This window comes from Microbacterium pygmaeum (genome assembly GCF_900100885.1).
Taxonomy (GTDB): domain Bacteria; phylum Actinomycetota; class Actinomycetes; order Actinomycetales; family Microbacteriaceae; genus Microbacterium; species Microbacterium pygmaeum.
In genome coordinates, this window is the sequence record NZ_LT629692.1 from 3,148,417 (window position 1) to 3,174,011 (window position 25,595).

Consider the following 25,595-nt stretch of genomic DNA (forward strand, 5'->3'; position numbering starts at 1 on the left):
GGTTAGCCTCGGATCATGACGCACGCGATCGTTCCCCCCTACCTGCTGGCACGGATCGCGGCGGTGCAAGAGCCAACCTGGGCCAAAGCCGCAGACGCCGCCCGCGCGACGCTCGCGGCGCCGCGGGAGCATCAGGAGCCGCGCACGCGCCTGCGCCTGTCGGTCGAAGAGCCGGGAACGCTCGTCGTCGAATCGGCGCCGGCGCCGGATCGCGCGATCTCAGACGCGCAGGGCGGAGAAGAGCTCCCCGGAGTCCTGGTGCGCGCCGAAGACGATCCGGCCACCGGAGACGACGCGGTCGACGAAGCCTTCGACGGGCTGGGCGCCACGTTCGAGTTCTTCTGGGACGCCTTCGGCCGCAGCGGCATCGACGGCGCGGGTGGTCCGCTGCTGGCCACCGTGCACTACGGCCGCGACTACGACAACGCGTTCTGGAACGGCGAGCGCATGGTCTTCGGCGATGGCGACGGCGAGATCTTCGCGGGGTTCACCGGATCGCTGAGCGTCATCGCGCATGAACTCGCGCACGGGGTGACCGAGCACGAGGGGGGCCTGGTGTACCAGGGTCAGTCCGGCGCGCTCAACGAGTCGCTCTCCGATGTGTTCGGTGCCCTCGCCGACCAGCACTCCCGAGGGCAGGGCGCCAGCGAGGCCAGCTGGCTCATCGGCGAAGGCATCTTCACCGCCGAGGTCCAGGGCGAGGCGCTGCGCTCGATGAAAGCGCCGGGAACCGCCTACGACGACGACGTGCTCGGTCGCGATCCGCAGCCCGCGCACATGGACCGCTACGTCCAGACCAGCGACGACAACGGCGGGGTGCACATCAACTCCGGCATCCCGAATCACGCCTTCTACCTGATCGCGACCGAACTGGGCGGCAGCGCGTGGGAGCGCGCGGGACTCATCTGGTACCGCACGCTCACCTCGGGGACGCTCAGCCCCACCTCGGACTTCGCCGCGTTCGCTCGCGCCACCCTCGCGGCGGCGGAGGCGGAGTACGGTGAAGGATCTGAGGAGGTCGACGCCGTCCGGAAGGGCTGGACGAACGTCGGCGTGGACGCGGATGGACGATTCTCGACCTGACCCGACGAACCCCGACGCCGGATCCGAGCAGCAGGATCGGCGACGGGTGGTGCTCGCGGTGGCGATCACGGTGACACGCACCGGGGGCATCGCCGGGCTCAAGCGCACATGGCGCGCGCAGCCGGAGAGCTCCGACGCCCCGCACTGGATCGCCCTCATCGACGAGTGTCCGTGGGACGCCGCCGATCCGACGCGGCCGATCGCTCCGACCGGCGCGGACCGCTACATGTGGCACGTGGACGCGCGCCTGGGCGACGACGAGCGCGAGGCCGCACTGGCCGACCCGGAGGTGCAGGGACCATGGCGCGAGTTGATCGACGCGGTCCGGTCGGTCAACGGCCGAAGAGTCGGGACTTCTTGACCGGCTTGAGGTGCTTCTGCAGGTAGATCGTGCCCAGCCAGCGGCCGAACTTGAATCCGACCCTTCCCATGCGGCCCACCTCGACGAACCCGAGCTTCTCGTGGAGTGCGACCGAGGCCTCTGCGCCCTTGTCGCTCACGACGGCGACGATCTCGCGGATCCCCGCCTGCTCGCACGCCGCGATGAGCGCCTCCAGGAGGGCACGGCCGAGTCCTTTGCCCGCAGCGGCGTGACCCAGATAGATCGAGTTCTCGACACTGAACCGATACGCCGACTTGCTGGACATCGGCTGCACCAGTGCGTAGCCGAGGATCTGCCCCGACGGTGACTGCGCGACCAGGAACGGCAGCTTGCGCTTCTCGAGGAAGGCCGCCTTGTCACGCCATTGCGCGATCGTCCACTTCTTCTCGTCGAAGGTGACCACGGAGTTGGTCACGTAGTAGTTGTAGATCTCTCGGATGTCCGGGATGTCGGCGGCCTGCACGGGCCGGATCTCGTACGAGAACGCGGGCTCCGGTGGGGGTGCCTTGCGCAGGTGCCGCGGCAGACGCCTCCGGTCGCGGTCGTACTCCTCCTCCAGCATGCTCCAACCCTACGGCTCGCGTGCGCTCAGCCGTCGAGGCGCCAGTCGATCGGGGTCGCCCCCTGCTTCGCCAGCAGGTCGTCGGCCCGCGAGAACGGGCGCGACCCGAAGAATCCGCGGCTGGCCGACAGGGGCGAGGGATGCACCGATTCGACGATCGGCGTTCGCCCGAGGAGGGGCTTCAGGCCCGCGGCATCCTTCCCCCAGAGGATCGCGACGAGCGGCTGCTCGCGCGCGACCAGTTCGCGGATGGCGTGCTCGGTGACCTTCTCCCAGCCCCACCCCCGGTGGGAGGCGGGTGCTCCCGGCCGGACGGTGAGCACACGGTTCAGCAGCAGCACGCCCTGATCGCTCCACGCCGACAGGTCGCCGTGCGGCGCCGGTGCGATGCCCAGATCGGCGTCGAGCTCGCGGTATATGTTGGCCAGGCTCCGAGGGAGCGGACGCACGTGCCGTTCGACGGCGAAGGACAGACCGATCGGATGCCCGGGCGTCGGGTACGGGTCCTGGCCGACGATCAGCACCTTGACCTCGCCGATCGGTCGCTGGAATGCACGCAGCACCCGGTCGCCTGCCGGCAGGTAGGAGCGACCTTCGGCGACTTCGGTCCGCAGACGCTCGCCCAGCGCGGCGATATCCGGTGCGACCGGCGCGAGGGCTGCCGCCCAGCCCGGATCGATCAGGCCCGCGGCGGCCATCTCGTCGAGTGTGAGCGCCACCGCTCAGTCACGTCCCGCCGGCCGCTCCGCCGCATCCTCGAGCCCCACCGGGCCCTGCCAGGACCAGGGGAAGTCGATCCACAGCGAGGTCTCGCGCCATGAGTAGTCGGGCAGCGCGATCGAGCCCGGCTTGGTGTAGATCGTGACCGAGCGCACGTCGACCGCGCGCGCCTGGAGCAGTGCGACGGCGAGCGCGAGCGTGCGCCCGCTGTCGGCCACGTCGTCCACCAGCAGGATGCGCCTGCCGCCCAGGTAGTCGATGTCCAGCGCGGGCGGCAGCACCTCCGGCGCGTCCAGCACCGTGCCGACGCCGGTGTAGAACTCGACGTTCAGCGCCCCGCAGCTCTTCACGCCGAGCGCGTACGCGATCGCGCCGGCCGGCAGCAGGCCGCCCCGCGCGATCGCGACGACCACGTCGGGCTCGAACCCGTCGGCCAGCACGGCGCGGGCGAGATCGCGGGAGGCTTCGCCGAACTGCTCCCAAGTCAGGTGTTCGCGCTCGGGATTCCCGGCCGTCTCGGCGTCCGTCTCGGCGCTCACTGCAGGCCTCCCCGGACGCGCAGGGGACCGCGGGCGAGCAGATGCTGTGCCGACTGCGCGACCGGTCGCATCGTGATCAGGTCGAGGTTGACGTGGCCGGGCAGATTGAGCGAATACGCGACGACATCGGCGACATCGCCGGCCGTCAGCGGGTCTTGGACACCCTCGTAGACGCGGTCCGCCGCATCGCGGTCGCCGCCGAGACGGTTGAGGGTGAACTCCTCGGTCTGGACCATCCCCGGCGCGACCTCGATGACCCGGATCGGCTCGCCGTTCAGCTCGAGCCGGAGCACGTGCGCGATCATCGCCTCGCCGGCCTTCGCGGCGTTGTATCCGCCGCCGCCGGGATACGGCGTGTCTGCAGCGGTGGAGGTCACGAACAGCAGATCGGCGTGGCCGTCAGCGGTCGCCGCCTGCCGCAGCTGCGGCAGGAGCGCGGCGACCAGGCGCTGGGCCGAGAGGACGTTGATGTCGAACATCCACTGCCAGTCGGCGGGGTCCCCGTCCTCGATGCGATCGGTGCCACGGGCTCCGCCGGCGACCTGGATGAGCGCGTGCACGTCGCCGGTCTCCGCGAGATACTCGGCGAGCGCGTCGACGTCCTCCTGCCGGGTGAGGTCGGCGGCGAACGCCACGGCGCCGGTCTCCTTCTCGAGCGTCTCCAGCCGATCGGCGCGGCGGGCGACGCCGACCACGTCCCAGCCGGTCGCGCGCAGCGCCCGGACCGACGCCTCACCGATTCCCGAACTTGCTCCCGTCACCACAGCGCGTCGTGTTCCCATGTCTCAACGCTACCCACCTCGCGCAGCTGCGACGGCCCGAGACCGCTCCCCCGCGTATTACGTCACATGTCCCATCCGTTGTCGACGGATCACCCCCTGCCTAGTGTCGGAACCACACGACCCGACTTCCCACCCGCAGGAGTACGCACATGTCCGCACCCGAGAACTGGCGCTTCGAGACCAAGCAGATCCACTCCGGCGCCGCGCCGGACCCGGTGACGAAGGCCCGCGCCACGCCGATCTACCAGACGACCTCATACGTCTTCGACAACACCGACCACGCCGCGAATCTCTTCGCGCTGGCTGAGTTCGGCAACATCTACACCCGCATCCAGAACCCGACCCAGGCCGTCGTCGAAGAGCGCGTCGCCGCGCTCGAAGGGGGCACCGGCGCCCTCCTGGTGGCCAGCGGTCAGGCAGCCGAGACGTTCGCGGTGCTGAACATCGCCGAGGCAGGCGATCACATCGTCTCGTCGAGCTCGATCTACGGCGGAACGTACAACCTCTTCAAGTACACGCTGAAGAAGCTCGGCATCGACGTGACCTTCGTCGAGAACCAGGACGACGCCGAGGAGTGGGCCGCCGCTGTCCGCCCCAACACGAAGCTGTTCTTCGCCGAGACCATCGGCAACCCGAAGATCAACATCCTCGACATCGAGCTGGTCGCAGGCGTGGCCCACGCCAACGGCATCCCGCTGATCGTGGACAACACGATCGCCACGCCCTATCTGATCAAGCCGTTCGAATTCGGCGCCGACATCGTCGTCCACTCGGCCACGAAGTTCCTCGGCGGCCACGGCACCGTGATCGGCGGCGTCATCGTCGACGGCGGCACGTTCGAGTGGTCCAAGAACGTCGACAAGTTCCCGGGCCTGACCGTTCCCGACCCGTCCTACCACGGTGCTTCGTACACGGCAGCGGTCGGCGACCCGCTCGCCTACATCATCAAGGCGCGCGTGCAGCTGCTGCGCGACCTGGGTGCCGCGATCGCGCCGCAGAGCGCCTGGCTGCTCATCCAGGGGATCGAGACCCTGTCGCTGCGCATCGAGCGTCATGTGCAGAACGCGCAGGAGATCGCCGAGTGGCTCGAGAACCAGTCCGACGTCGCGTCGGTCAACTACTCGGGCCTGCCCACGAGTCCCTGGTACGCAACCGCCAACAAGTACGCGCCCAAGGGCGTCGGTGCGGTGCTGTCATTCGAGCTCAAGGGCGGTGTGGAGGCCGGCCGCGAGTTCGTCAACACGCTGAGGCTGTTCAGCCACCTGGCCAACATCGGCGACGTGCGGTCGCTGGTCATCCACCCGGCCTCGACGACGCACTCGCAGCTGACCCCCGAGCAGCAGCTCACCACTGGTGTCACGCCGGGCCTCGTGCGCCTCTCACTGGGCCTGGAGAACATCGACGACCTCAAGGCAGATCTCGAGCAGGCGCTGGCCGCGGCGCGTCGCGTCAGCGAGGCTGCCCGCGCCTGATCCGGTGCAGCGGTCCGGATGCCCCGATCCGACGCACCCTCGGGTGCGCGGGCCGGGGCATCCGCTCTGCACACCCTCCGCGGCGCGCGATCAGATTTGCGCCGCGTCCGCCCAGCGGAGGACCCGGAGGGCCCGGAGGGTGATCCACCTGCTCGGGAACCCCTCGCCTTCGCCCTCGAACTCGAAGTGGGTCGCCCCCTGGTGACTCAGCTCGAGCTTCCACATGCCGAACGGCAGCATCTTGCCGCGCAGCAGCTCCACGGCGTCCGCGCACCGCGCGTCGCCCGCGGGGCGGGCGATGCGGAAGTAGTCCAGCGCCCGCAGCACGTCGTAGTACCAGCGCGTCGGGAACGACGGCATCGCGAACCGCGGATCGACGATCTCCCCGTCGGAGCGGCGCCACAGGAGCCGGCGCTCCAGCAAGTACTCCTCGCCGCGCAGGCGCGCCGCGCGCACCCGCTCGGACGCCTGCCCGGCGCGCTCCCATTCGAGCAGCCCCTCCAGGGCGCTGAGCGTCGAGTGGAACGACGAGCGGCTCGTGCCGTCCTCGTCCCAGCAGTTCCAGCCGCCGTCGCTCAGCTGACCGGCCAGCAGCGTCTCGACGATCGGCGCGGCGTCCTGGCCGAAGAAGGCCGCGACCGCGAGAGCGCCGCCGTTGATGCACGGCTCGACCTCGCCGTCGAAGTACGGCTGTCCGGCGTGGTCCCAGCGGACGTGCTCGCGCACGCGATCGATCGCCCTGACCACCTCGGGGGCCGCCGGATCCGGACCGAGGGCGCGCAGCAGTTCGAGTGACGGGTGGGTCGCCGTCCATGCGTCGTAGAACGGCTTCTCGTCATCCACCCAGCCAGGGCGATACGTGCCCGCGTCCCATCGCCCGTCTTCGGCCTGCTCGGCCAGGAGCCGCGCCCCCCAGCCCTCCGTCGCGACCCGGGCGCGCTCGGCGGCGACGACGTCGGCATCGGCATCCGTCAGATCGCGCATCACCTGCCAGCGGATGGCGGGATCGGAGTCGAGCAGATACGCGGTGACGTCCATGCGCGCGAGTGTACGGCGACCGGCCGACACCGCGTTGCGCAGCGACGTATGGTGAGCCTGTGGAGCAGAGCATCGCGGCGGTGTACGACGACTTCGGCCGCCGGTGGGCGCATGACACCTCGCCGCTGTACGAGGACTGGGCGACGGGGATCGCCGGGGATCCCGAGGTTCTCGAGATCCTGCATCCGCTCCCTCGTGCCAAGCAGCAGCCCAACCTGATCTTCGCCGCCGCCCGGTGGGAGGGTGCTCCACTCGCGCCGTATGAGACGTGGCGCACCTGGCTGCTGCAGCACCGCGAGCGCGTCCTCGCCACGGCGCTGGCACGCACCACGCAGACCAACGAACCGGGCCGCTGCGCCACGCTGCTGCCGGTCCTCTCTCGCGTCGAGGGTCCGGTGGCGCTGCTGGAGGTGGGGACCGCCGCAGGGCTGTGCCTGTATCCCGATCGGTACAGCGTCGACTACTCCGCGCCGGGCGCCGACATCAGGGTGGACCCGGATGCCGGGGCCAGCACCGTCACCCTCGCATGTGCGCTCGACGATGCCGCATCCGCCCCCGTCCGCATGCCAGAGGTCCTCTGGCGCCGCGGGATCGACCTGAACCCCATCGACGCGTCCGACCCGGATCAGATCGGCTGGCTGGAGACACTCATCTGGCCGGGGAGCGCACACGACGCGAGGGTTTCACGTCTACGGGCGGCCGCCGCGATCGTCGCCGAGGACCCGCCCGAGATCGTGCGCGGCGACCTGCTGGAGCGGCTTGCGGACGTCGCAGCCGACGCGCCCCGAGACGCGACCCTCGTGATCTTCCACAGTGCGGTGCTCCTGTACCTCGACGACGGACAGCGCCGGCGGTTCGCCGATCTCATCGCGGCGCTCCCACGGGAGATCGGTCGGACCGTGGTGTGGCTCTCGAACGAGACGAAGGGCACGCTCCCGGAGATCGACGCCCAGGTGCCATCCGGGGCCGACAGCTCGCACCGCTTCGTGCAGACGGTCGACGGCCGCGCCGTCGCCTTCGCCGGTCAGCACGGCGCGCTCTACGAGGTGACGCCCTTCCGGCGCTGACCGGCGTGCCGAACTCAGGAACATCGCCGTCTTCCGGGCTCTCAGCGGGCCGAACCGCCGGTTTCTCCTGCGTTGTGCACGCGCCGGTCCCGTAACACGCCGTTCCGGCCCGCATCGGCACGGGAGAATGAGACGCATGGACTGGCAGACCTCCGAAGACACGGTGCCCAGCGCGCCGATCACGGAGGCCGACGCGCGCCTGCTGCTCGGACGCCCGCCCGCCACCGGCGCCTGGCGCGACGGCGATCCGCTGGGCGAGCGCCACTTCGCAGCCTTCGGCGCGTTCCGCACCGAGGGGGGCAGGGAACTTCCGGCCTACCGCCTCGCCTACGAGACGTGGGGCGAGCTGTCGCCCGCGCGGGACAACGCGATCCTGGTCCTGCACGCCCTGACCGGCGACAGCCACGTGCGAGGCACCGCCGGCCCGGGGCACGCCACCGAGGGCTGGTGGGGTGACATCGTCGGGCCCGGTGCCGCCATCGACACCGACGAGTGGTTCGTGGTCGCCCCCAACATGCTGGGCGGATGCCAGGGCTCGACCGGCCCCGCGAGCATCGGCCCCGACGGGTACGAGTGGGCATCGCGGTTCCCGTATCTGACGATCCGCGACCAGGTCGCCGCGCAGGTGCGCCTGGCCGACGCGCTCGGCATCGACGTCTGGGCGGCCGTGGTCGGCGGGTCGATGGGGGGCATGCACGCCCTGGAGTGGGCGGTCGGCCACCCGGAGCGCCTCGAGCGGGTGGCCGTCCTGTCGGCGCCCCCCGCGAACACCGCCGACCAGATCGCGCTGAACTCGGTCCAGCTCGAGGCGATCCAGATCGACCCCCGCTTCCACGGCGGCGACTACTACGACGCGGGCGACGGCGACGGTCCGCACCGCGGCCTCGCGCTGGCACGGCGCATGGCGCTGCTGAACTACCGATCCCCCACCGAGTTGAACCAGCGGTTCCAGCGTTCCTGGCAGTCGGGGGTGAGCCCACTCGGGCACGGCGGGCGGTTCGCGGTCGAGTCCTACATCGACTTCCACGGCAACCGGTTCACCCGCCGTTTCGACGCCAACAGCTATCTGACCCTCGTCGAGGCGATGAACTCCCACGACGTCGGTCGCGACCGCGGCGGCATCGAGGACGCGCTGGGCCTGGTCACCGCCCGGGCCCTCGTGCTCGGCATCGACAGCGACCGCCTGTTCCCGGTGGACGGGCAGCACCGGATCGCCCGCGGCATCCGCACCACGATCGACGACGGGGCCGTGGTCCTCTCCAGCGACTTCGGCCACGACGGGTTCCTCATCGAGACCCCGGCGGTCGGAAAGCACCTTCGCCGCCTGCTGGCATCCTGACCGCTCAGCTGCTGCGGATGTAGACCCAGGGCAGCGCGCCGATCTCGAGGCGGTGCCGAGCGGATGCGTCGCCGTCGGCGCCCTCCGCCCATTCGGCGTCCCCCTCCCAGAGGAAGACCGGGCCGTTCGGGGCGGTTCGCAGGACGGACTCGAAGCTCTGCGTTCCGCGCAGGCGCACCGCTGCCAGCAGCGACTCGACGTCGCGATGACCGGCCAGCTCGGCCAGAGTGACCCACGTCGGCGGATACAGCGCCAGCGCTCCATCGCCGTGCCGGGAGAGCGCATCCGCCGGTCGCGTCCACATCGCGTCGACCGCCTCGTCGGGCTGCAGGGCCAGCGCCCCGGCCGGCGCGGACGCGAGGAAGAACCACGTTCGGATCCGCAGCGCGATGCCGGGCGGCGGATCCCATCGAGAGAGGCTCTGCAGGCCGGCGACCGTCAGTTCCAGTCCGGTCTCCTCGGACGTCTCGCGCACCGCGGCATACCGCGCCCGATCCTCCTCGGTCGCATCGGCGCCGAGATCCGCGCCGTCGGATGCCTCGAGCTTGCCTCCGGGGAAGACCCACGCGCCGGCGAACGATCCTCGGTCGGGGCGCTCGAGCAGCAGCACCTCGGGTCCGTCGGCACCGTCCCGCACCAGCACCACGGTCGCTGCCACGGGAACCGCGGGATCGGTCGCGTCGGCCGGGGTGCGCGGCCGATACCGCGCGGCGGCGCTCACGAATTGCCGTTGGGTGCGGGCAGCGATCGTCTCGGGCTCCAGTGGGCGAGCGTCGTCGGTCACCCGCTCACTCTAGGCCCGGGTCAGGACGCGGTGACCAGCTCACGGGCCGGCGTCGAGCGACGCTCGATCCGGAAGCTGATCAGGGCGATCGCGAGCCCGCCCAGCGCCAGTGCCACGCCGGCCCAGGCTGGTGCCACGAACCCCCAGCCGAGCGCGATGACCGCACCGCCCAGGAACGCACCGAGGCTGTTGCCGAGGTTCAGGGACGAGTGGTTCAGCGCGGCGGCGATCGACTGGTTGTCGCCGGCGACGTCCATGAGCCGCGTCTGGATCGCCGGACTCAGCGCCGATGAGACGAGGCCCGTGGCGAAGACGAAGAACCCGAGCACGAGCAGCCATTGCACCGTCAACGCCAGGGCACCCAGCACCACGGCGAGCGCGATCAGCCCGTAGACCATCGTCCGCTTCAGGTCGAGATCGGCGAGGTAGCCGCCGACGATGTTGCCGACGGTCATGCCGAGCCCCATCAGGATGAGGATGATCGGCACCACCCACTCCGGCGAGCCGGTGATCTCGGTGATCATCGGCGCGACGTAGCTGTAGACCGCGAAGAATCCGCCGAAGCCGATCGCGCCGACGCCGAGGGTCAGCCACACCTGCCCGATCCGGAAGACCGCGAGTTCGGCCCGGAGGGTGCGGACCGGATCGCCCGGGTGCTGCGGCACGAAGAAGCCGATGCAGATCGTCGCGGCGGCGAAGATCGCGGCCACGACGACGAAGGCGGCGCGCCACCCGAGCTGCTGTCCGAGGAGGGTTCCCAACGGGACGCCGACGACGTTCGCGATCGTCAGGCCGGTCAGCACGAATGCGACGCCCTTGGCGCGCTTGCCTGGTCCGAGGACGTCGGCGGCCACCAGCGCGCCGATGCCGAAGTACGCTCCGTGCGGGAGGCCGGCCAGGAACCGGGAGGCGGCGACCAGCTCGAAGGTCGGCGCGACGAAGGTGAGGGCGTTAAACAGGGTCAGCGCGAGGGCGAGCACGATCATGACCCGGTGGCGTGGGAACCGGGCGACGGATGCTGCGATCGTCGGCGCGCCCACGACGACGCCCAGCGCGTAGAGGCTGATGAGCGTCCCCGCCTGCGCGATCGCGCCCTCGGGGTTGGTCGCCCACTGGGCCGGCATCAGATCCTGCGCGATGTTCGGGAGCAGGCCCATGACGACGAACTCGGTCATGCCGATGCCGAAGCTGCCGATGGCGAGAGAAAGGAGCGCCCCCATCGCCGCACCCCTCGTCAGAGTCGAGGAGGTCACGCCGTCATGGTAGCGCGCGCGACAGCATCCTGTCGAATCGATTCGAAGCGGAATCGGGACGCCCGCGTGGCGGACGTGCCCCCACCTCAGAAGACGTCGATCGGGTCGTCCGGCGTCTCGCCCAGAGCCTGCTCCAGGCGCTCGATCTTGCCGTCCAACTCGCCGGTGCGGCCGGGCCGGATGTCGGCCTTCAGTACGAGTGAGACTCGCGACCCGAACGGCAGGACGGCCTCGGTCGCACGCTTGACGACGTCGAAGACCTCATCCCACTCCCCCTCGATCTCGGTGAACATCGAGGTGGTGCGATGCGGAAGGCCGGACTCGCGGACGACGCGTACGGCTGCCGCGACCGCATCGTGGACCGAACCGTCCGCCGCAGCATCGATGCCGGACTGCGGTGTGCCGCTCGGAGCGACGGAGAAGGCGACGAGCATGCGGACCTCGGTTCTGGATGTGCGCTCAGGCGGGCGCGGCGACGCGCTCGGCCGGGACGGCGGTGCGCGCGTGCGCGGGCACCCGCGCCAGGCGGATGACGACCCACACGAGCAGGACGACGAAGAGGATGTTGCGCAGGGTCAGCAGCGCAGAGGGCACCGGCCACGCTGCGAGCATCAGGTAGTAGGTGATCGGATACACGAGCTGCGTGAGCAGCGCGATGCCCAGCGCCAGCGAGGCGGGCCCCCACCATCGGTGCCGGTCGATCACCAGCCCGACCACGAGCGGGGCGATGATCCAGCTGACGTATTGGGGCGAGCCCACCTTGTTGAAGACGATCAGGGCGAGCACCAGCGCGAGCGCGAGCGGCGGGAAGAGTGTCACGAACCGGGCTCCGCGCCAGGCGCGGTACGCGCCGAGTCCGGCGATCGCGGCCACCGCGATCACGAGGACGGGCGTCATGACGTCGATCACGGTCTGCACGTGCGGGCCCACCACCTCGAAGGTGAGGAGGTCCTCGTTGTAGACGATCCGTGAGCCGGGGATGCCCAGCACCGCGCCCCACAGGTAGAAGGTGCTCACCGGCGCTTCGACCTGGAGCCCGCGGTCGGCCTGGTCGGTGATGAAGCCGAACGCGTGGCGGGCGCCTCCGGCGGCGAAGACGACCGCGAGCGTCGCCGCCGAGACGATCAGCGCGCCCCCGAGCACGGTGAGCCGGCGCCGCAGGGCGATGACCGCCGCCCCGATCATGGCCGCGGGCCAGACCTTGATCCACGTCGCGACGGCCAGCAGGATCGAGCCGAGCAGGGGGCGTCCGACCAGCCACAGGCAGCCCGCGATCGCGATCGCCGCGGTGAGTCCGTCGAGCCGGTACATGCCGACGGGTCCGAGCAGCGCCGTGAAGGCCAGCCAGAACCACGCCGCAGTCCATCGTCCGGTCGAGCGGGCGCGGCCGACCAGCATCGCGAAGACCAGTGCGTCGCAGATCGTGATGAAGATGGCCCAGGCCACCTCGTAGCCGGCGATGAAGGTGAACGTCTGGGCTAGGACCATCGGCACGAGCGCGAGCTGCGGATACACCCAGGTCTCGGTGATGCCGACGATCCCGTGCCCGGCCAGCGCGGCCCTGGACCAGGGGTCGTAGACGTTGGTGACATCGCCCATCGGACCGTTGGGGAGGACGAATCCCAGGATCGCCACGAGGACGTGCACGACGACGAACGCGATCCACAGCAAGCCCCGTCTCGACACCCGTCGAGTCTACGGCGCGCCGGTGGGCGTCCCGTTCCGTGCGCAGCGGTCTGCTGCGCAGCCGGCCGGCCGGTTTGCCAGGCGGCTCAGCGCCCAGCGCGCACGCCTCAGCGCAGCGCGAGCAGAGCGCCGAGCACGACCGGCAGCGCGTGCGCGACCTCCAGCGCGACGATCGGCCGACCGGGACCGTCGAGCTTCGCACCCGATGCGGTCTCGCCAGGGCTCGACTGCCCGGTGGCGACCCGCGCTGCGGCGCCATGGAGCCATGCCGCGGTCGCGGCCAGCTCGGCGAGCGCGTCGAGGGTGACGGCGCCGTCGGCGGCGCGTGCGGCCACGAGAGCGCCCAGCGCGCCCGCGAGCACGTCGCCGGTGCCGGCAGCGGCCAGCCAGGGAGTCCCCTCCGACACGGCGCGGACCTGCCCCGTCGGGGTCGCGACGAGCGTGCGGGCGCCCTTGAGCAGCACCACGCCGCCGAGGCCCGCCGACGTCTCGGCGACGGCGGCAGCGGCATCCGTGCTCGTGTCCTTCAGGTCGATCGGAGCAAGTCCGAGTTGCTCCCGCAGGCGGGCGAACTCCCCGGCGTGCGGCGTCACGACCAGCGGCGCCCGCGCGCCGGCAGCCAGATCGAGGGCGCCGGCGTCGACGACGACCGGCACGTCCCCCGCGAGCAGTGCCCGCAGCGCCGTCGTCTCATCGGCGGACCGATCCGCAGCGGATGTCCCCGAGCCGATCACCCAGGTCTGCACCCGTCCGTCCGCTGTCACCGTTTCGGGTCGCCGCTGCAGCACCAGATCGCGAGGCCGCTCCGGCCCCAGATAGCGGACCATCCCCGCTCCTGCTCGCCAGGCGGCCTCGACGCCGAGGACCGCGGCACCCGGGAACGCTTCCGATCCGGTTCGCAGCCCGACGACCCCACGGGAATACTTGTCGTCGGCGTCCGTTGGGATCCGGAGTGCGCGAGCCGCGTCCTGCGCCGTCCACGTTTCGACCTCGTCGTCTCCCCGCTCGCCCGCCATGGCGACACCCTACCCGCGTTGGAGTTCCTCCTTGTCCCTCCTCTTCTCTCCCCTCGCCCTTGGCCGACTGACCGCGCGGAACCGGCTGTGGGTCGCCCCGATGTGCCAGTACAGCGCCGTCGACGGGGTCCCCCAGGAGTGGCATCACACCCACCTCGCGCAGTTCGCCTCCGGCGGTGCGGGCATCGTGATCGCGGAGGCGACGGCGGTCTCGTCCGAGGGGCGCATCTCGCCCGAGGACACCGGGCTCTACAACGACGCGCAGCGCGACGCGTGGGCGCCGATCACGGCGGCGATCCGGGCCCGCGGAGCGCTCGCGGGCGTGCAGCTGGCCCACGCGGGGCGAAAGGCCTCGACGTGGTCGCCGTTCTCCGGGCGCCGGGGGTCGGTCCCGTCGGACGAGGGCGGATGGCAGCCCGTCGCACCATCGGCGATCGCGTTCGACGGGTTCGCCGAGCCCGTCGCCATGGACGCGTCGGCCATCGACCGCCTCGTCGCGGATTTCGCCGCAGCCGCCGGGCGTGCGATCGAGGCCGGCTTCGAGGTCCTCGAGATCCATGCCGCGCACGGCTACCTCCTGCACCAGTTCCTCTCGCCGCTGTCGAACTCCCGCGACGACGAGTACGGCGGATCCCTGGAGAACCGCGCCCGACTGCTGCTGCGCGTCGTCGACGCGGTGAGGGATGCCGCACCCGATGCGCCGCTCCTGGTGCGCTTCTCGGCATCGGACTGGGCGCCGGGCGGCTGGGACCTCGAGGAGACGACCATGATCGCCCGCGAGGTCGCCGCGCGGGGGGCCGATCTTGTGGACATCTCCAGCGGTGGTCTCGTGGCCTCGCAGCAGATCGTCGTCGGCCCGGGGTACCAGGTCGACTTCGCCGCGCAGGTGCGCCGCGGCGCCGGCGTGCCGGTCAGCGCCGTCGGACTGATCACGGATGCGGCGCAGGCCGAGGCGATCCTCGCCTCCGGCGACGCGGACGCGATCATGGCGGGCAGGGAGTGGCTCCGTGACCCGCACTTCGCGCTCCGCGCCTCCGGCGAGCTGGGCGCCGACATCGACTACTGGCCGAAGCAGTACGTCCGCGCGCGTCCGGCCTGACCCTCCTCGGGCCGGACGCGGCGCGGATCAGCCGCGGCGGCGCGTCGCGTCCTGCACTTCGCCGATCAGCTCTTCGATGATGTCCTCGAGGAAGAGCACCGCAGTCGTCTCCCCAGCCTCGTTGCGCACGCGCGCGAGGTGGCGGCCCGCCCGGCGCATCAGCGCCAGCGCGTCCTCGAGGTCGGTGCTCTCCAGCACCGGGACCATCTGGTGGATGCGCTTGGCCGGAATCGGCTGGACCACGTCGGCCGCAGCATCCGGACCCTCCGCCGCCCGCAGGATGTCCTTGAGATGCACGTAGCCCAGCGGCACGCCCGCGTCGTCCACGATCACGTATCGGGAGAAGCCGTGCTTGGCGACGGAGCGCTCGATCTTGTGCGGGGTCACCGACTCCGGAAGGGTCACCAGCTGCGAGAGCGGCACAGCGATGTCCTTGGCCTTCTTGTCGGTGAATTCCAGCGCGGCGGACACCGTGCCGGCCGCGTCGTCCAGGACGCCCTCGATGCGCGACTGGTTGACGATCGTCGTGACCTCTTCGAGGGTGAAGGTCGAGGCCGCCTCATCCTTCGGCTCGACGCCGAACAGCCGGACCGCGTGGTTGGCGATCCAGTTCAGGGTGACGATCACCGGGTGGAAGAGCTTCGAGACCCACACCAGCGGCGTGGCGAGCATCAGCACCGCGCGGTCGGGAACCGAGAACGCGAGGTTCTTGGGGACCATCTCGCCGAACACGACGTGCAGGTACGAGACCAGCAGCAGCGCCACCACGAACGCGATGATGTCCACCGTGCCCTCTTCGAGCCCGGTCAGGCCGAGCGGCCCGGCGAGCAGGTGGTGGATCGCCGGCTCGGAGACGTTCAGGATCAGCAACGAGCAGATCGTGATGCCGAGCTGACTCGTGGCGAGCATGAGCGTCGCGTGCTCCATCGCATAGAGGGCCGTCTTCGCTGAGCGCGACCCGCGCTCGGCGAGCGGCTCGATCTGCGATCGGCGCGCGGAGATGACGGCGAACTCGGCGCCGACGAAGAAGGCATTGAAGGCCAGCAGCACGACCAGCCATGCGATTCCTGCCCAGTCGCTCATCGCCGCTCACCTCCCGCGGTCGCGTCCTGCGCTTCGTCGGGCATCGGGGTGTGCACGAACCGGACGCGGTCGACGCGTCGTCCGTCCATGCGCAGCACCTCGAGGGTGCCGTCCTCGATGTCGAGGGTGTCGCCGGATGCCGGGATGCGCTCGAGCACGCTCATGATGTAGCCGCCGATGGTGTCGTACACGTCGCCTTCCGGAATGCGGATGCCGGTGCGATCGCGCAGCTCGTCGGGGCGCAGTTCGCCGGGGAAGACGATCGCCTCATCGGAGCGCACGATGCCGGCGCGGCGCCGGTCGTGCTCGTCGAGCACCTCGCCCACGATCTCCTCGACGAGGTCTTCGAGGGTGACGACGCCGGCTGTTCCGCCGTACTCGTCGACGACCACGGCCATCTGGTAGCCGCGTGCCCGCAGCTCGGACATGAGGGTGTCCAGGTGCACGGCCTCGGGGACGCGCAGCGGCTCGGTCGCGAGTGCGGCGGCGGGGACGTCCTCACGACGGTCGCGGGGCACGCCGACGGCGGCCTTGAGGTGCACGATGCCGATGATGTCGTCCATCGAGTCCTCGTAGACCGGGAAGCGGCTGTGGCCGGTGCGACGGGCGAGCTGGATGACCTCTTCGGCCGAGTCGTCTGCGGCGAGGGCGTGGATGCTGGGACGCGGCGTCATCACATCGGCCGCGCTCAGGCGGGCGAAGGTGAGGCTGCGATCCAGCAGCGACGCGGTGTCCTCTTCGAGTACGCCCGCGATCGCCGAGCGGCGCACGAGACTGGAGAGCTCCTCCGCGGTGCGGGCGCCGGAGAGCTCCTCCTTCGGCTCGATGCCGATCAGGCGAAGCACGCCGTTCGCGCTGCCGTTGAGCACGATGATCGCCGGCTTGAAGACCGTCGTGAACGCGGTCTGGAACGGGATCACGAGCTTGGCGGTCTGCCGAGGTACGGCGAGCGCGAAGTTCTTCGGGATCAGCTCGCCGAGGATCATCGACAGGATCGTCGCCAGCGTCACCGCGATGATGGTGGCCAGCGGCGTCACGACGCCATCGGGCCACCCCCACGCCGTGAAGACGGGACGCAGCAGGTTCGAGATCGCCGGTTCCATCGCGTACCCGGTGAGCAGCGTAGTCAGCGTGATGCCGAGTTGCGCGCTCGAGAGGTGCGTCGAGGTGATCCGCAGTGCGCTGATCGTCATCGACAGGCGGCTTTCGCCCGCGTCGCGGCGCGCTTCGAGGTCGGCGCGGTCGAGGTTGACGAGCGCGAACTCGCTCGCGACGAACAGGCCGGTCCCGACTGTGAGCAGGAGCCCCACGCCCAGCAAGATGTAGTCCATCAGGCATCACCCCCAGCCTGTGCATCGAGTGCGGCGGCGGGTGCGGGTCGGTGGGGCCTGGGTCTACTGGGGGGGTCGTCCATCGTGCCGGCAAGTCTACGGCAGGCCGGCTGGGCCGCGGCTCCGGGGCCTCGGCCTCACCGCGCGCGGCGCGCCGCAGCATCCGCTCCCTGTCCCTACCACTCCCCCTGGTCCTCCCCACCACGCTCGCTCGCGCGGTTGTTTCCTGCTTACGCGCCGCGAATCGCTGCAGCGCGGGCAGGAAACAGCAGCGCCGCCTCCTCAGACGCGGAACTGCCCCAGCCGCGCCGCCTCCTCAGACGCGGAACTGCCCCAGCCGCGGCCTCGGGCGGCTGCTCGGCAGTCCGGCGGCCGACAGGATGTCGTACAGCAGGCGCGGGTCGTGCAGTGCGGGTGTGCGCCACCGGGACAGACGGCTGACGATCCGCAGGAGTTCATCAGCGCGATCCTTCTCCTCGAGGAGCGCTTCCTGAGGCGTCCGGCCCCGCAGGATCCGCGGGTCCAGATACTTGCCGACGCCGTCGTACTCGGCCGCGTGATCGTGCTCGGCGAAGAAGAAATCCGGGTACGCGATTCGTCCGCTGGGCAGATCGAAGCGCTGCTGCAGCACCGGCGTCGGAAACCCGAGCCGATCGATCAGGACTCGACTGTGGCTCTCGCGCACCGAATCGGAGAGCGCTGTCGCGAACGCCGTCGCCCGGGCGACCTTCGCCCCACCGCGCGTGATCGACGTGCTCGACGTCAGCGTCCTGATCGCATCGAGCCGAGTCAGTGGACCTCCCACTCGCTTCGCCCAGAGCGCCTGGTCGAAGACGACGACGCCCTCTGTGAAGGGCAGGTCGGCCGCCAGGTCGATGGCCGTCTGTGCCGGGCTGGTGATCCAGTGCGACCGCCACGGCACGAGTTCGACGTCCTTCGTGCCGAGCGCTCGGCGACGAAACGCTCCGGAGGACCTGCCGCCGCGCGCGCGGTCGGTTCGGACTTCCACCAGTGTCGGCCAGGGTCCCAGGGTGTCGATCCCCCACACTGCGGCTGCCGCGTGGTGGCTGACGATCAGCTGACCGCGGGCGCGAGCGGTCGCTTCGAGGACGCGCAGGTAGTGCCGGTCCCGGGGCTTCAGCGCCTCCCAATCCTGCCGGTGGACGTACGAGCCCGCGACGATGCGCACGACGCTTCCCTCATCGACGAGCCGGCGGAGGCGACGGTCGTTGACCGGCTCGCCCTCCCTCTCGCGTCGACGATGGACGATCACGGGGTGCTCGGTGCGCGGAACCATCCGCCCAGATTGAGCGCTGGTGACGCACGGCGCCGCTGATCCGCGGGTTCGGTGGACAGCGGGCGTCCCACCGCCCCCTGTGCAGAGGACGCCGCCTGGCCGTGAGAACTACGTCGACGCTGCTGTTTCCTGTTTCAGCGGCGCAGATCTGTGGCGCGGCAACAGGAAAGTGCCGCGCAGACGGGGTTGAGGGGGGCGGATGCCGCGCAGACGGGGTTGAGGGGGGCGGATGCCGCGCCGCGGCGCGCACGGCGCCCCCGCGCTCACCAGCTGACCGGGAGCGCCTTGCCCTCCTCATACCCCGCCGCCGACTGCAGTCCCACGCGCGCGCGATCCTGGAACTCCGCGACCGAGGTCGCCCCCGCGTAGGTGAACGAGGACCGCACGCCGGACGTGATCATGTCGATCAGATCCTCGAGCCCGGGGCGCAGCGGGTCGAGGTAGATCTTCGACGACGAGATGCCCTCGGCGAACAGCTCCTTGCGGGCCAGCTCGTAGGGCTCCAGCCGGCCGAAGCGGTCGTGGACGGCCTTGGTCGAGGCCATCCCCCACGACTCCTTGTACAGCCGGCCGGATGCATCGACCTCGAGTTCGCCGGGTGCCTCGATCGTCCCGGCGAACCAGGAGCCGATCATGACGGATGCCGCGCCCGCCGCCAGGGCGAGGGCGACGTCCCGGGGGTAGCGCACGCCACCGTCCGCCCAGACGTGCGCGCCCATGAGGCGGGCCGCCTCGGCCGTCTCGAGGACGGCGGAGAACTGCGGGCGGCCGACCGCGGTCATCATTCGTGTGGTGCACATCGCGCCGGGTCCGACCCCGACCTTGAGGATCGTCGCGCCGGCGGTGACCAGGTCGTGGACGCCGTCGGCGGTGACGATGTTGCCCGCGGCGATCGGAATCCCGAGCCCGAGCTCGGACACGGTGCGCAGTGCCCGCAGCATCCCCCCCTGGTGGCCGTGGGCTGTGTCCACGACGAGCACATCGACGCCCGCGGCGGCCAGCGCACGCGCCTTCGCGGCGACATCGCCGTTGATGCCCACGGCCGCAGCAACGCTCAGCCGTCCGGACGCATCGACCGCCGGACGGTACAGGGTGCTGCGCAGCGCGCTCCGTCGGGACAGGGTGCCCACGACGAATCCGTGGTGCAGGACGCACACCGTTTCGGCGTCGGCACCCACGATCAGGTCGAAGGCATGCCGGGCGCTGTCCACGTCGTCCGCATCGATCGATGCCGTGCGGCCTCGGGCGAGGTCGCCGAGACGGGCATCCGGCAGCGCCGTGCCCAATCGCGTGGCGGGCACCACTCCGAGCACGTCGTCGATCGCGAGCGCCGAGGGCGCGGCATCCGACACCACGATCCCGTGGCCCTCGGTCGCCGGCAGCAGGCGGGCGGCCTCGGCCACCGTCGCCGACGGCGGCAGGACGATGGGCGTGTCCCATCGCACGGGCTGGTCCTTGACCCAGCGGATCGCGGCATCCAGCTCCTGCAGCGGCATGTCCTGCGGCAGTACGCCGAGCCCGCCGCGGCGCGCCAGCGTGGCGGCCAGTCGCGCGCCGGTGACGGAGTTCATGTTCGCCGAGACGAGCGGGATCGTCGCCGTCGTGCCGTCACCGGGAGACAGGTCGACGTCCAGCCGGCTGGTGATCTCGGAGCGCCGCGGCACGAGGAAGACATCCGAATAGGTCAGGTCGACGTCGGGCTGATCTCCGTAGAACTCCATATCCGAAAGGGTAGTGACTGTTCCTGAGCGCGAATCGATGCGCAAACGAGTCGTCCTCGCCTTTGGTTCTCAGAGATCGGGCGGGCAGACTGGGGTTAGGCTTAACAGTCGTGCGTGTGGGCCAGGATGCCCCGCACGTTTCCGCAGTCTTGATGAAAGCAGGCGATCGAGCGTGTCGAGCCAGGTCACGGGCGTCGGGGTTTCGAGCGAAGGGGAGTTCGGAGCCAACGAATGGCTCGTCGATGAACTCTTCGAGCAATTCAAAGCAGACCGCAACTCGGTCGACAAGGCGTGGTGGCCGATTCTCGAGGCCTACCACCCCGTCAACACCGAAGAGGGCGTGAGTCCCGACGCAGCGCCGGCCGATTCCACACCGCCTGCGGCAGCCACGCCGGCTCCCGCGGACGCAGCTTCGGCAGCAGCACCAGCTCCGGCAGCAGCACCAGCTCCGGCAGCAGCCGCCCCCACAGCTCCCCCGGCCGCAGCCCCGCCGGCAGCGCAGACCTCGGAAGCCGCCGCGCCGAAGGTCGCGGCATCCGAGCCTCCGACGCTGACCGCGCCGATCCCGGTGATCGGCGCGCAGCCGGTCGCCCGCACGACCACCAAGCCGGCCGCGCCGCAGCCGATCCCGGCACAGGCGCCGAAGGCTGCGCCCTCGGCCGGCGCTCCCAACCCCGAGGCCGATAAGGTCACCGTCCTCAAGGGCATGACCAAGTCGCTCGCCGCGAACATGGATGCCTCTCTGACGGTGCCCACTGCGACGAGCGTGCGCACGATCCCGGCGAAGCTGATGATCGACAACCGCATCGTCATCAACAACCACATGTCGCGCACCCGCGGCGGCAAGATCAGCTTCACGCACCTGATCGGGTGGGCGCTGATCCAGGCGCTGAAGGAGTTCCCGAGCCAGAACGTCTTCTACGCCGAGATCGACGGCAAGCCGTCGGTCGTCGCCCCCGCCCACATCAACCTGGGCATCGCGATCGACCTGCCCAAGCCCGACGGCACCCGCGCGCTGATGGTGCCCAGCATCAAGCGCGCCGACACCCTGACCTTCAGCGAGTACCTCGTCTCCTACGAGGACCTCGTCGTGCGCGCTCGTGCCAACAAGCTGACCGCCGACGACTTCCAGGGCACCACGATCTCGCTCACCAACCCGGGCGGCATCGGCACCGTGCACTCGGTGCCCCGTCTGATGAAGGGGCAGGGCTGCATCGTCGGCGCCGGCGCCCTCGAGTACCCGGCCGAGTTCCAGGGCTCCAGCGAGAAGACCCTCAACGAGTTGGCGATCGGCAAGACGATCACCCTCACCAGCACCTATGACCACCGCGTCATCCAGGGCGCAGGCTCGGGCGAGTTCCTCAAGAAGGTGCACGAGCTGCTCATCGGACAGCGCGGGTTCTACGACGACATCTTCGCGGGCCTGCGCATCCCGTACGCGCCCATCCACTGGGCCGCCGACATCAACGTCGACCTCGCCGAGCGCGTGGACAAGCAGGCGCGCGTCCAGGAGCTCATCAACTCGTTCCGCGTCCGCGGTCACCTGATGGCCGACATCGACCCCCTCGAGTACGTGCAGCGCACGCACCCCGACCTGGAGATCGAGAACCACGGGCTGACCTTCTGGGACCTCGACCGCGAGTTCGTCACCGGCGGGTTCGGGGGCAAGCGCACCATGAAGCTGCGCGACATCCTCGGCGTGCTCCGCGACTCGTACTGCCGCACGATCGGCATCGAGTACATGCACATCCAGGATCCCGAGCAGCGCAAGTGGTTCCAGGAGCACGTCGAGCTGAAGTACCAGAAGCCCGGCCACGACGAGCAGCTGCGCATCCTCAGCAAGCTGAACGAGGCGGAGGCGTTCGAGACATTCCTGCAGACCAAGTACGTCGGGCAGAAGCGCTTCAGCCTGGAGGGCGGCGAGTCGCTCATCCCGCTGCTGGATGAGATCCTGCAGGGCGCGGCCGAGGCCAATCTCGACGGCGCCGCGATCGGCATGGCCCACCGCGGCCGGCTGAACGTGCTCACCAACATCGGCGGCAAGACCTACGGCCAGGTGTTCCGCGAGTTCGAGGGCTCGATCGCCATCGGCAGCAAGAGCGGCTCGGGTGACGTCAAGTACCACCTCGGGACCGAGGGCACCTTCGTCGACGACCGCGGCGAGGAGCTGCCGGTCTACCTCGCGGCCAACCCCTCGCACCTGGAGACCGTCGACGGTGTCCTCGAGGGCATCGTGCGCGCCAAGCAGGACCGCAAGCCGATCGGGACGTACTCGTGGCTGCCGATCCTGATCCACGGCGACGCGGCGTTCGCCGGACAGGGCGTGGTCGTCGAGACGCTCCAGATGTCGCAGCTGCGGGGCTACCGCACCGGCGGCACGATCCACGTGGTCGTCAACAACCAGGTCGGCTTCACGACCGTTCCGGGTGATGCGCGCACGTCGGTCTACGCGACCGATGTCGCCAAGACCATCCAGGCGCCGGTCTTCCACGTGAACGGCGATGACCCCGAGGCCGTCGTCCGCGTCTCGCAGCTCGCGTTCGCGTACCGCGAGCGCTGGCACCGCGACGTCGTCATCGACCTCGTCTGCTACCGCCGGCGCGGGCACAACGAGGGCGATGACCCCTCGATGACCCAGCCCCTCATGACCAACCTCATCGAGGCGAAGCGCTCCGTGCGACGCCTGTACGTCGAAGCCCTCGTCGGCCGTGGCGACATCACCGAGGAGGAGTACGAGCAGGCCAAGCGCGACTTCCAGGATGGTCTCGAGGTCGCGTTCGCGGAGACGCACGCGGCCGAGACGGGCACGACGCCGGTGGTGACGGATGCCGAGGTCGAACCGGCCGTCGGATCCCCCGAGACCACGGGCGTCTCCCGCGAGGTCGTCCACCTGATCGGCGACGCGTTCGTGAACAAGCCCGAGGGCTTCACGGTGCACACGAAGCTGCAGCAGCTGCTCGAGAAGCGCCTCGACATGAGCCGCAACGGCAGCATCGACTGGGCCTTCGCCGAGCTGCTCGCCTTCGGCTCACTGCTGGTCGAAGGCACGCCCGTGCGCCTGGCCGGTCAGGACTCCCGGCGCGGCACGTTCGTGCAGCGCCACTCCGTGCTGCACGACCGCGCGAACGGCCAGGAGTGGATCCCGCTGGCGAACCTGGGGCAGAACCAGGGACGCTTCTGGGTGTACGACTCGCTCTTGAGCGAATACGCCGCGATGGCGTTCGAGTACGGCTACTCGTTCGAGCGGCCGGACGCCCTCGTCCTGTGGGAGGCCCAGTTCGGCGACTTCGCCAACGGCGCCCAGTCGGTCATCGACGAGTTCATCTCCTCGGCCGAGCAGAAGTGGGCGCAGCAGTCCAGCGTCGTGCTTCTGCTCCCCCACGGCTACGAAGGCCAGGGGCCGGACCACTCGTCGGCACGCATGGAGCGCTACCTGCAGATGTGCGCGCAGGACAACATGATCGTGGCGCGTCCCTCCACGCCCGCGTCGTACTTCCACCTGCTGCGCCGTCAGGCATACGCGCGCCCGCGCCGCCCGATGATCGTGTTCACGCCCAAGGCCATGCTGCGCCTGCGTGGTGCGACCTCTCCGGTCGACGATTTCCTCACGGGCACCTTCGAGCCCGTGCTCGATGACGGCCGCAGCCTCGACAAGAGCGCCGTCAAGCGGGTCCTCCTGCACGCCGGCAAGATCCACTGGGACCTGAAGGCCGAGATGGAGAAGAACCCCACCGACCAGATCGCCCTGGTCCGGCTGGAGCAGTTCTACCCTGCGCCCATCGAGCAGCTCAACGCGGTGCTGGACAGCTACCCTGATGCCGAGCTGTGCTTCGTGCAGGACGAGCCGGAGAACCAGGGCGCCTGGCCCTTCATCGCCCTCGAGGTCGTCAAGCACCTGCACGGCCGGACCATCCGCCGCATCTCGCGCTCCGCGGCCGCCTCGACGGCGACCGGTTCGCCGAAGGTGCACGCCAAGGAGCAGGCCGAGATACTCAAGAAGGCGCTCACCCTCTAGATCGCGCGCGCCGCATCCGCCAACGCCGCCATCCGGTCACCCCGACCGCGATGGCGGCGAGGATCAGGCTCGGCAGCAGGTTGCTTCCTGCCAGGATCAGCAGACCCGCCGAGAGCACGGCGGCCACGATCGCCATCCACCAGCCAGTCGTCCGTCGTGGCAGGATCATCACCGCCGCGAGCATGCCCGCGGCGTAGATCGCGACCATGTTGCTGGTATGGATGAGGATGAACGGTTGCAGGTCGAAGTCCGTCCACACCATGAAGGCGAAGTAGACCAGGATCACCGCGAGCGTGAGCAGCAGCGCGCGTCGCGGCACCGTCCCCGGGTCCGCGCCCCGCTGGAACCACCGCGGCAGATCGCCGTTGCGGCCCAGAGACGCACCGAGCTTCCCGAACGCCGCGAGGTAGGCGTTCAGGACGCCGAGCGACACGATGCCGGCGACGATCGCCACGGCGACCGGGCCGATCCCCGGCGCGACCGCCGAGGCGAGGGTCAGCAGCGGCACCGCGTCGTCTCCGGCGGTCGCGCCGACGACCCCGACGGTCGCGATCTGGAGCAGCTGGTAGGACGCGCCGGTGAGCACGAGCGCGATCGCCGTCGCGATCGGGATGACGCGGCGCGGTTCGCGAAACTCCCCCGAGATGTGCGTCCCCACCTCCCACCCCGCGAAGGCCCAGACGAACAGCAGCACCGCGGTGCCGACACCGCCCCAGCCGGAGGGCAGGAACGGCGTGAAGTTCTCGGTTCGCACCGCGGGCAGGGCGAACGCCACGACCCCGACGACGACGGCCAGCAGCAGCCCGGTCAGCACGAACTGCACCCACCCGGCGATGCGGACGCCGAACAGATTGGCGGTCAGCCCGAGCGCGAGGATGGTCAGGGCGAGGATCGGGATGCCGGCCCGGGCGATCCCGGCCACGGCGGCGATGTACTCGGCGCCCAGGACGGCCACCACCGGGCCGCCGGCGCAGACGCCGAAGAAGAACCAGTACCCGGTCATGCGCGACGCGGTCGGCCCGAGCGCACGCCGCACGTAACTGGCCACGCCGCCGGGGTCGGGGTATCGGGCCGCGAGCGCACCGAACGTGCCCGCGAGCGGAATCGAGAGCACCAGGACGATCAGGACCGAGACGATCGAGGCGGGTCCGGCGGCCTCGGCGGCGATCCCCGGGAGCACCAGGAGTCCGGTCCCCAGGACCGCGGCGATGTACAGGGCGGTGCCCTGCACGACCCCGATCGTTCCACGGTGTCCGTCGGTCTCCGCGGCGACCGCCTCGGCGTTGATGCTCACGGTGGCAGTCTGCCCACCGGCGATGACATCCG

At 70.4% G+C, this 25,595-nt stretch carries 22 protein-coding genes; 7 read left to right on the top strand and 15 right to left on the bottom strand.

What is annotated here, in order from left to right; all coding sequences use genetic code 11:
• The first annotated feature begins 15 nt into the window (after positions 1-15).
• On the top strand, positions 16-1,083 hold the full coding sequence (locus tag BLT19_RS15175) for a M4 family metallopeptidase (protein ID WP_091491962.1): 1,068 nt from the start codon (positions 16-18) through the stop codon (positions 1,081-1,083).
• On the top strand, positions 1,064-1,444 hold the full coding sequence (locus BLT19_RS15180; protein ID WP_231917680.1) for a protealysin inhibitor emfourin: 381 nt from the start codon (positions 1,064-1,066) through the stop codon (positions 1,442-1,444). Before BLT19_RS15175 ends, BLT19_RS15180 begins: the two co-directional genes overlap by 20 nt.
• On the opposite strand, the gene BLT19_RS15185 is transcribed toward BLT19_RS15180, so the two are convergent.
• Genes BLT19_RS15185 through BLT19_RS15200 form a run of 4 tightly spaced genes read right to left on the bottom strand, consistent with a single transcriptional unit; the run spans position 1,416 to position 4,068 of the window.
• Positions 1,416-2,027, bottom strand: coding sequence for a GNAT family N-acetyltransferase (locus tag BLT19_RS15185; RefSeq protein WP_091491964.1), 612 nt, complete (start codon positions 2,025-2,027; stop codon positions 1,416-1,418). The genes BLT19_RS15180 and BLT19_RS15185 overlap by 29 nt on opposite strands.
• A gap of 26 nt (positions 2,028-2,053) precedes the next feature.
• Positions 2,054-2,746, bottom strand: coding sequence for a uracil-DNA glycosylase (locus tag BLT19_RS15190; RefSeq protein WP_091491967.1), 693 nt, complete (start codon positions 2,744-2,746; stop codon positions 2,054-2,056).
• Positions 2,747-2,749: 3 nt separating this feature from the next.
• Positions 2,750-3,286 carry a phosphoribosyltransferase gene (locus tag BLT19_RS15195; RefSeq protein WP_091491970.1) on the bottom strand — a complete coding sequence of 179 codons (537 nt, stop codon included), beginning with the start codon at positions 3,284-3,286 and terminating at the stop codon, positions 2,750-2,752.
• The gene (locus BLT19_RS15200; RefSeq protein ID WP_172825644.1) at positions 3,283-4,068 is read right to left on the bottom strand and encodes an SDR family oxidoreductase; all 786 of its coding nucleotides are present in this window, start codon (positions 4,066-4,068) and stop codon (positions 3,283-3,285) included. The genes BLT19_RS15195 and BLT19_RS15200 overlap by 4 nt, the downstream gene beginning before the upstream one ends.
• Before the next feature lie 149 nt (positions 4,069-4,217).
• Between BLT19_RS15200 and BLT19_RS15205 the strand changes: the two genes are divergently transcribed.
• A complete protein-coding gene (locus BLT19_RS15205; RefSeq protein ID WP_091491976.1) occupies positions 4,218-5,540 on the top strand; it encodes a bifunctional o-acetylhomoserine/o-acetylserine sulfhydrylase in 1,323 nt (440 codons plus the stop codon).
• A 90-nt stretch (positions 5,541-5,630) separates the two neighbouring features.
• On the opposite strand, the gene BLT19_RS15210 is transcribed toward BLT19_RS15205, so the two are convergent.
• Positions 5,631-6,578: a hypothetical protein gene (locus BLT19_RS15210; protein ID WP_091491979.1), complete on the bottom strand. Its 948-nt coding sequence runs from the start codon at positions 6,576-6,578 to the stop codon at positions 5,631-5,633.
• A 59-nt stretch (positions 6,579-6,637) separates the two neighbouring features.
• Here BLT19_RS15210 and BLT19_RS15215 point away from each other — a divergent pair, with 59 nt between their 5' ends.
• Positions 6,638-7,645, top strand: a complete 1,008-nt coding sequence (locus BLT19_RS15215) for a DUF2332 domain-containing protein (protein ID WP_231917681.1) — start codon at positions 6,638-6,640, stop codon at positions 7,643-7,645.
• Positions 7,646-7,781: 136 nt separating this feature from the next.
• Entirely contained in the window at positions 7,782-8,984 is a 1,203-nt protein-coding gene (gene metX / locus BLT19_RS15220; RefSeq protein WP_091491983.1) for a homoserine O-acetyltransferase MetX, read from the top strand.
• 4 nt (positions 8,985-8,988) lie between these two features.
• Here the strand turns inward: metX and BLT19_RS15225 are convergent, their stop codons facing one another.
• The 5 genes from BLT19_RS15225 to BLT19_RS15245 all read right to left on the bottom strand — a co-directional run bounded on the left by BLT19_RS15225 (position 8,989) and on the right by BLT19_RS15245 (position 13,723).
• Positions 8,989-9,768: an NUDIX hydrolase gene (locus tag BLT19_RS15225; protein ID WP_231917682.1), complete on the bottom strand. Its 780-nt coding sequence runs from the start codon at positions 9,766-9,768 to the stop codon at positions 8,989-8,991.
• Between the two features lie 20 nt (positions 9,769-9,788).
• Positions 9,789-10,988 (bottom strand): MFS transporter, encoded by a 1,200-nt coding sequence (locus BLT19_RS15230; RefSeq protein ID WP_172825705.1) that lies wholly within the window; start codon positions 10,986-10,988, stop codon positions 9,789-9,791.
• Between the two features lie 119 nt (positions 10,989-11,107).
• Complete coding sequence (locus BLT19_RS15235; RefSeq protein WP_091491987.1) at positions 11,108-11,455, bottom strand: thiamine-binding protein; 348 nt, start codon at positions 11,453-11,455, stop codon at positions 11,108-11,110.
• Between the two features lie 25 nt (positions 11,456-11,480).
• Complete coding sequence (locus BLT19_RS15240) at positions 11,481-12,707, bottom strand: glycosyltransferase family 87 protein (RefSeq protein WP_172825645.1); 1,227 nt, start codon at positions 12,705-12,707, stop codon at positions 11,481-11,483.
• Positions 12,708-12,814: 107 nt separating this feature from the next.
• Complete coding sequence (locus BLT19_RS15245; protein WP_091491990.1) at positions 12,815-13,723, bottom strand: ADP-dependent NAD(P)H-hydrate dehydratase; 909 nt, start codon at positions 13,721-13,723, stop codon at positions 12,815-12,817.
• Between the two features lie 31 nt (positions 13,724-13,754).
• Here BLT19_RS15245 and BLT19_RS15250 point away from each other — a divergent pair, with 31 nt between their 5' ends.
• Positions 13,755-14,822, top strand: a complete 1,068-nt coding sequence (locus tag BLT19_RS15250) for an NADH:flavin oxidoreductase/NADH oxidase (RefSeq protein WP_091491992.1) — start codon at positions 13,755-13,757, stop codon at positions 14,820-14,822.
• 27 nt (positions 14,823-14,849) lie between these two features.
• On the opposite strand, the gene BLT19_RS15255 is transcribed toward BLT19_RS15250, so the two are convergent.
• The 4 genes from BLT19_RS15255 to guaB1 all read right to left on the bottom strand — a co-directional run bounded on the left by BLT19_RS15255 (position 14,850) and on the right by guaB1 (position 20,254).
• Positions 14,850-15,905 carry a hemolysin family protein gene (locus BLT19_RS15255; protein WP_091491994.1) on the bottom strand — a complete coding sequence of 352 codons (1,056 nt, stop codon included), beginning with the start codon at positions 15,903-15,905 and terminating at the stop codon, positions 14,850-14,852.
• On the bottom strand, positions 15,902-17,236 hold the full coding sequence (locus BLT19_RS15260) for a hemolysin family protein (RefSeq protein WP_091491997.1): 1,335 nt from the start codon (positions 17,234-17,236) through the stop codon (positions 15,902-15,904). Before BLT19_RS15260 ends, BLT19_RS15255 begins: the two co-directional genes overlap by 4 nt.
• Positions 17,237-17,552: 316 nt before the next feature.
• On the bottom strand, positions 17,553-18,533 hold the full coding sequence (locus BLT19_RS15265) for a hypothetical protein (protein ID WP_157681873.1): 981 nt from the start codon (positions 18,531-18,533) through the stop codon (positions 17,553-17,555).
• A gap of 263 nt (positions 18,534-18,796) precedes the next feature.
• Positions 18,797-20,254, bottom strand: a complete 1,458-nt coding sequence (guaB1, locus tag BLT19_RS15270; protein ID WP_091492003.1) for a GMP reductase — start codon at positions 20,252-20,254, stop codon at positions 18,797-18,799.
• A 172-nt stretch (positions 20,255-20,426) separates the two neighbouring features.
• Here guaB1 and BLT19_RS15275 point away from each other — a divergent pair, with 172 nt between their 5' ends.
• A complete protein-coding gene (locus BLT19_RS15275; protein WP_197672979.1) occupies positions 20,427-24,269 on the top strand; it encodes a multifunctional oxoglutarate decarboxylase/oxoglutarate dehydrogenase thiamine pyrophosphate-binding subunit/dihydrolipoyllysine-residue succinyltransferase subunit in 3,843 nt (1,280 codons plus the stop codon).
• On the opposite strand, the gene BLT19_RS15280 is transcribed toward BLT19_RS15275, so the two are convergent.
• The gene (locus BLT19_RS15280; protein ID WP_157681874.1) at positions 24,259-25,563 is read right to left on the bottom strand and encodes an APC family permease; all 1,305 of its coding nucleotides are present in this window, start codon (positions 25,561-25,563) and stop codon (positions 24,259-24,261) included. The two genes, BLT19_RS15275 and BLT19_RS15280, sit on opposite strands and share 11 nt — an antisense overlap.
• Positions 25,564-25,595: the final 32 nt, after the last annotated feature.

Excerpts from the sequence above, each read along its gene's own strand:
- BLT19_RS15180 (WP_231917680.1), top strand. The coding sequence starts at position 1,064 with ATGGACGATTCTCGACCTGACCCGACGAACCCCGACGCCGGATCCGAG.
- BLT19_RS15185 (WP_091491964.1), bottom strand. The coding sequence starts at position 2,027 with ATGCTGGAGGAGGAGTACGACCGCGACCGGAGGCGTCTGCCGCGGCAC.
- BLT19_RS15210 (WP_091491979.1), bottom strand. The coding sequence starts at position 6,578 with ATGGACGTCACCGCGTATCTGCTCGACTCCGATCCCGCCATCCGCTGG.
- BLT19_RS15200 (WP_172825644.1), bottom strand. The coding sequence starts at position 4,068 with ATGGGAACACGACGCGCTGTGGTGACGGGAGCAAGTTCGGGAATCGGT.
- BLT19_RS15175 (WP_091491962.1), top strand. The coding sequence starts at position 16 with ATGACGCACGCGATCGTTCCCCCCTACCTGCTGGCACGGATCGCGGCG.
- BLT19_RS15230 (WP_172825705.1), bottom strand. The coding sequence starts at position 10,988 with ATGGGGGCGCTCCTTTCTCTCGCCATCGGCAGCTTCGGCATCGGCATG.
- BLT19_RS15205 (WP_091491976.1), top strand. The coding sequence starts at position 4,218 with ATGTCCGCACCCGAGAACTGGCGCTTCGAGACCAAGCAGATCCACTCC.
- BLT19_RS15265 (WP_157681873.1), bottom strand. The coding sequence starts at position 18,533 with ATGGTTCCGCGCACCGAGCACCCCGTGATCGTCCATCGTCGACGCGAG.
- metX (WP_091491983.1), top strand. The coding sequence starts at position 7,782 with ATGGACTGGCAGACCTCCGAAGACACGGTGCCCAGCGCGCCGATCACG.
- BLT19_RS15260 (WP_091491997.1), bottom strand. The coding sequence starts at position 17,236 with ATGGACTACATCTTGCTGGGCGTGGGGCTCCTGCTCACAGTCGGGACC.
- guaB1 (WP_091492003.1), bottom strand. The coding sequence starts at position 20,254 with ATGGAGTTCTACGGAGATCAGCCCGACGTCGACCTGACCTATTCGGAT.
- BLT19_RS15235 (WP_091491987.1), bottom strand. The coding sequence starts at position 11,455 with ATGCTCGTCGCCTTCTCCGTCGCTCCGAGCGGCACACCGCAGTCCGGC.
- BLT19_RS15245 (WP_091491990.1), bottom strand. The coding sequence starts at position 13,723 with ATGGCGGGCGAGCGGGGAGACGACGAGGTCGAAACGTGGACGGCGCAG.
- BLT19_RS15255 (WP_091491994.1), bottom strand. The coding sequence starts at position 15,905 with ATGAGCGACTGGGCAGGAATCGCATGGCTGGTCGTGCTGCTGGCCTTC.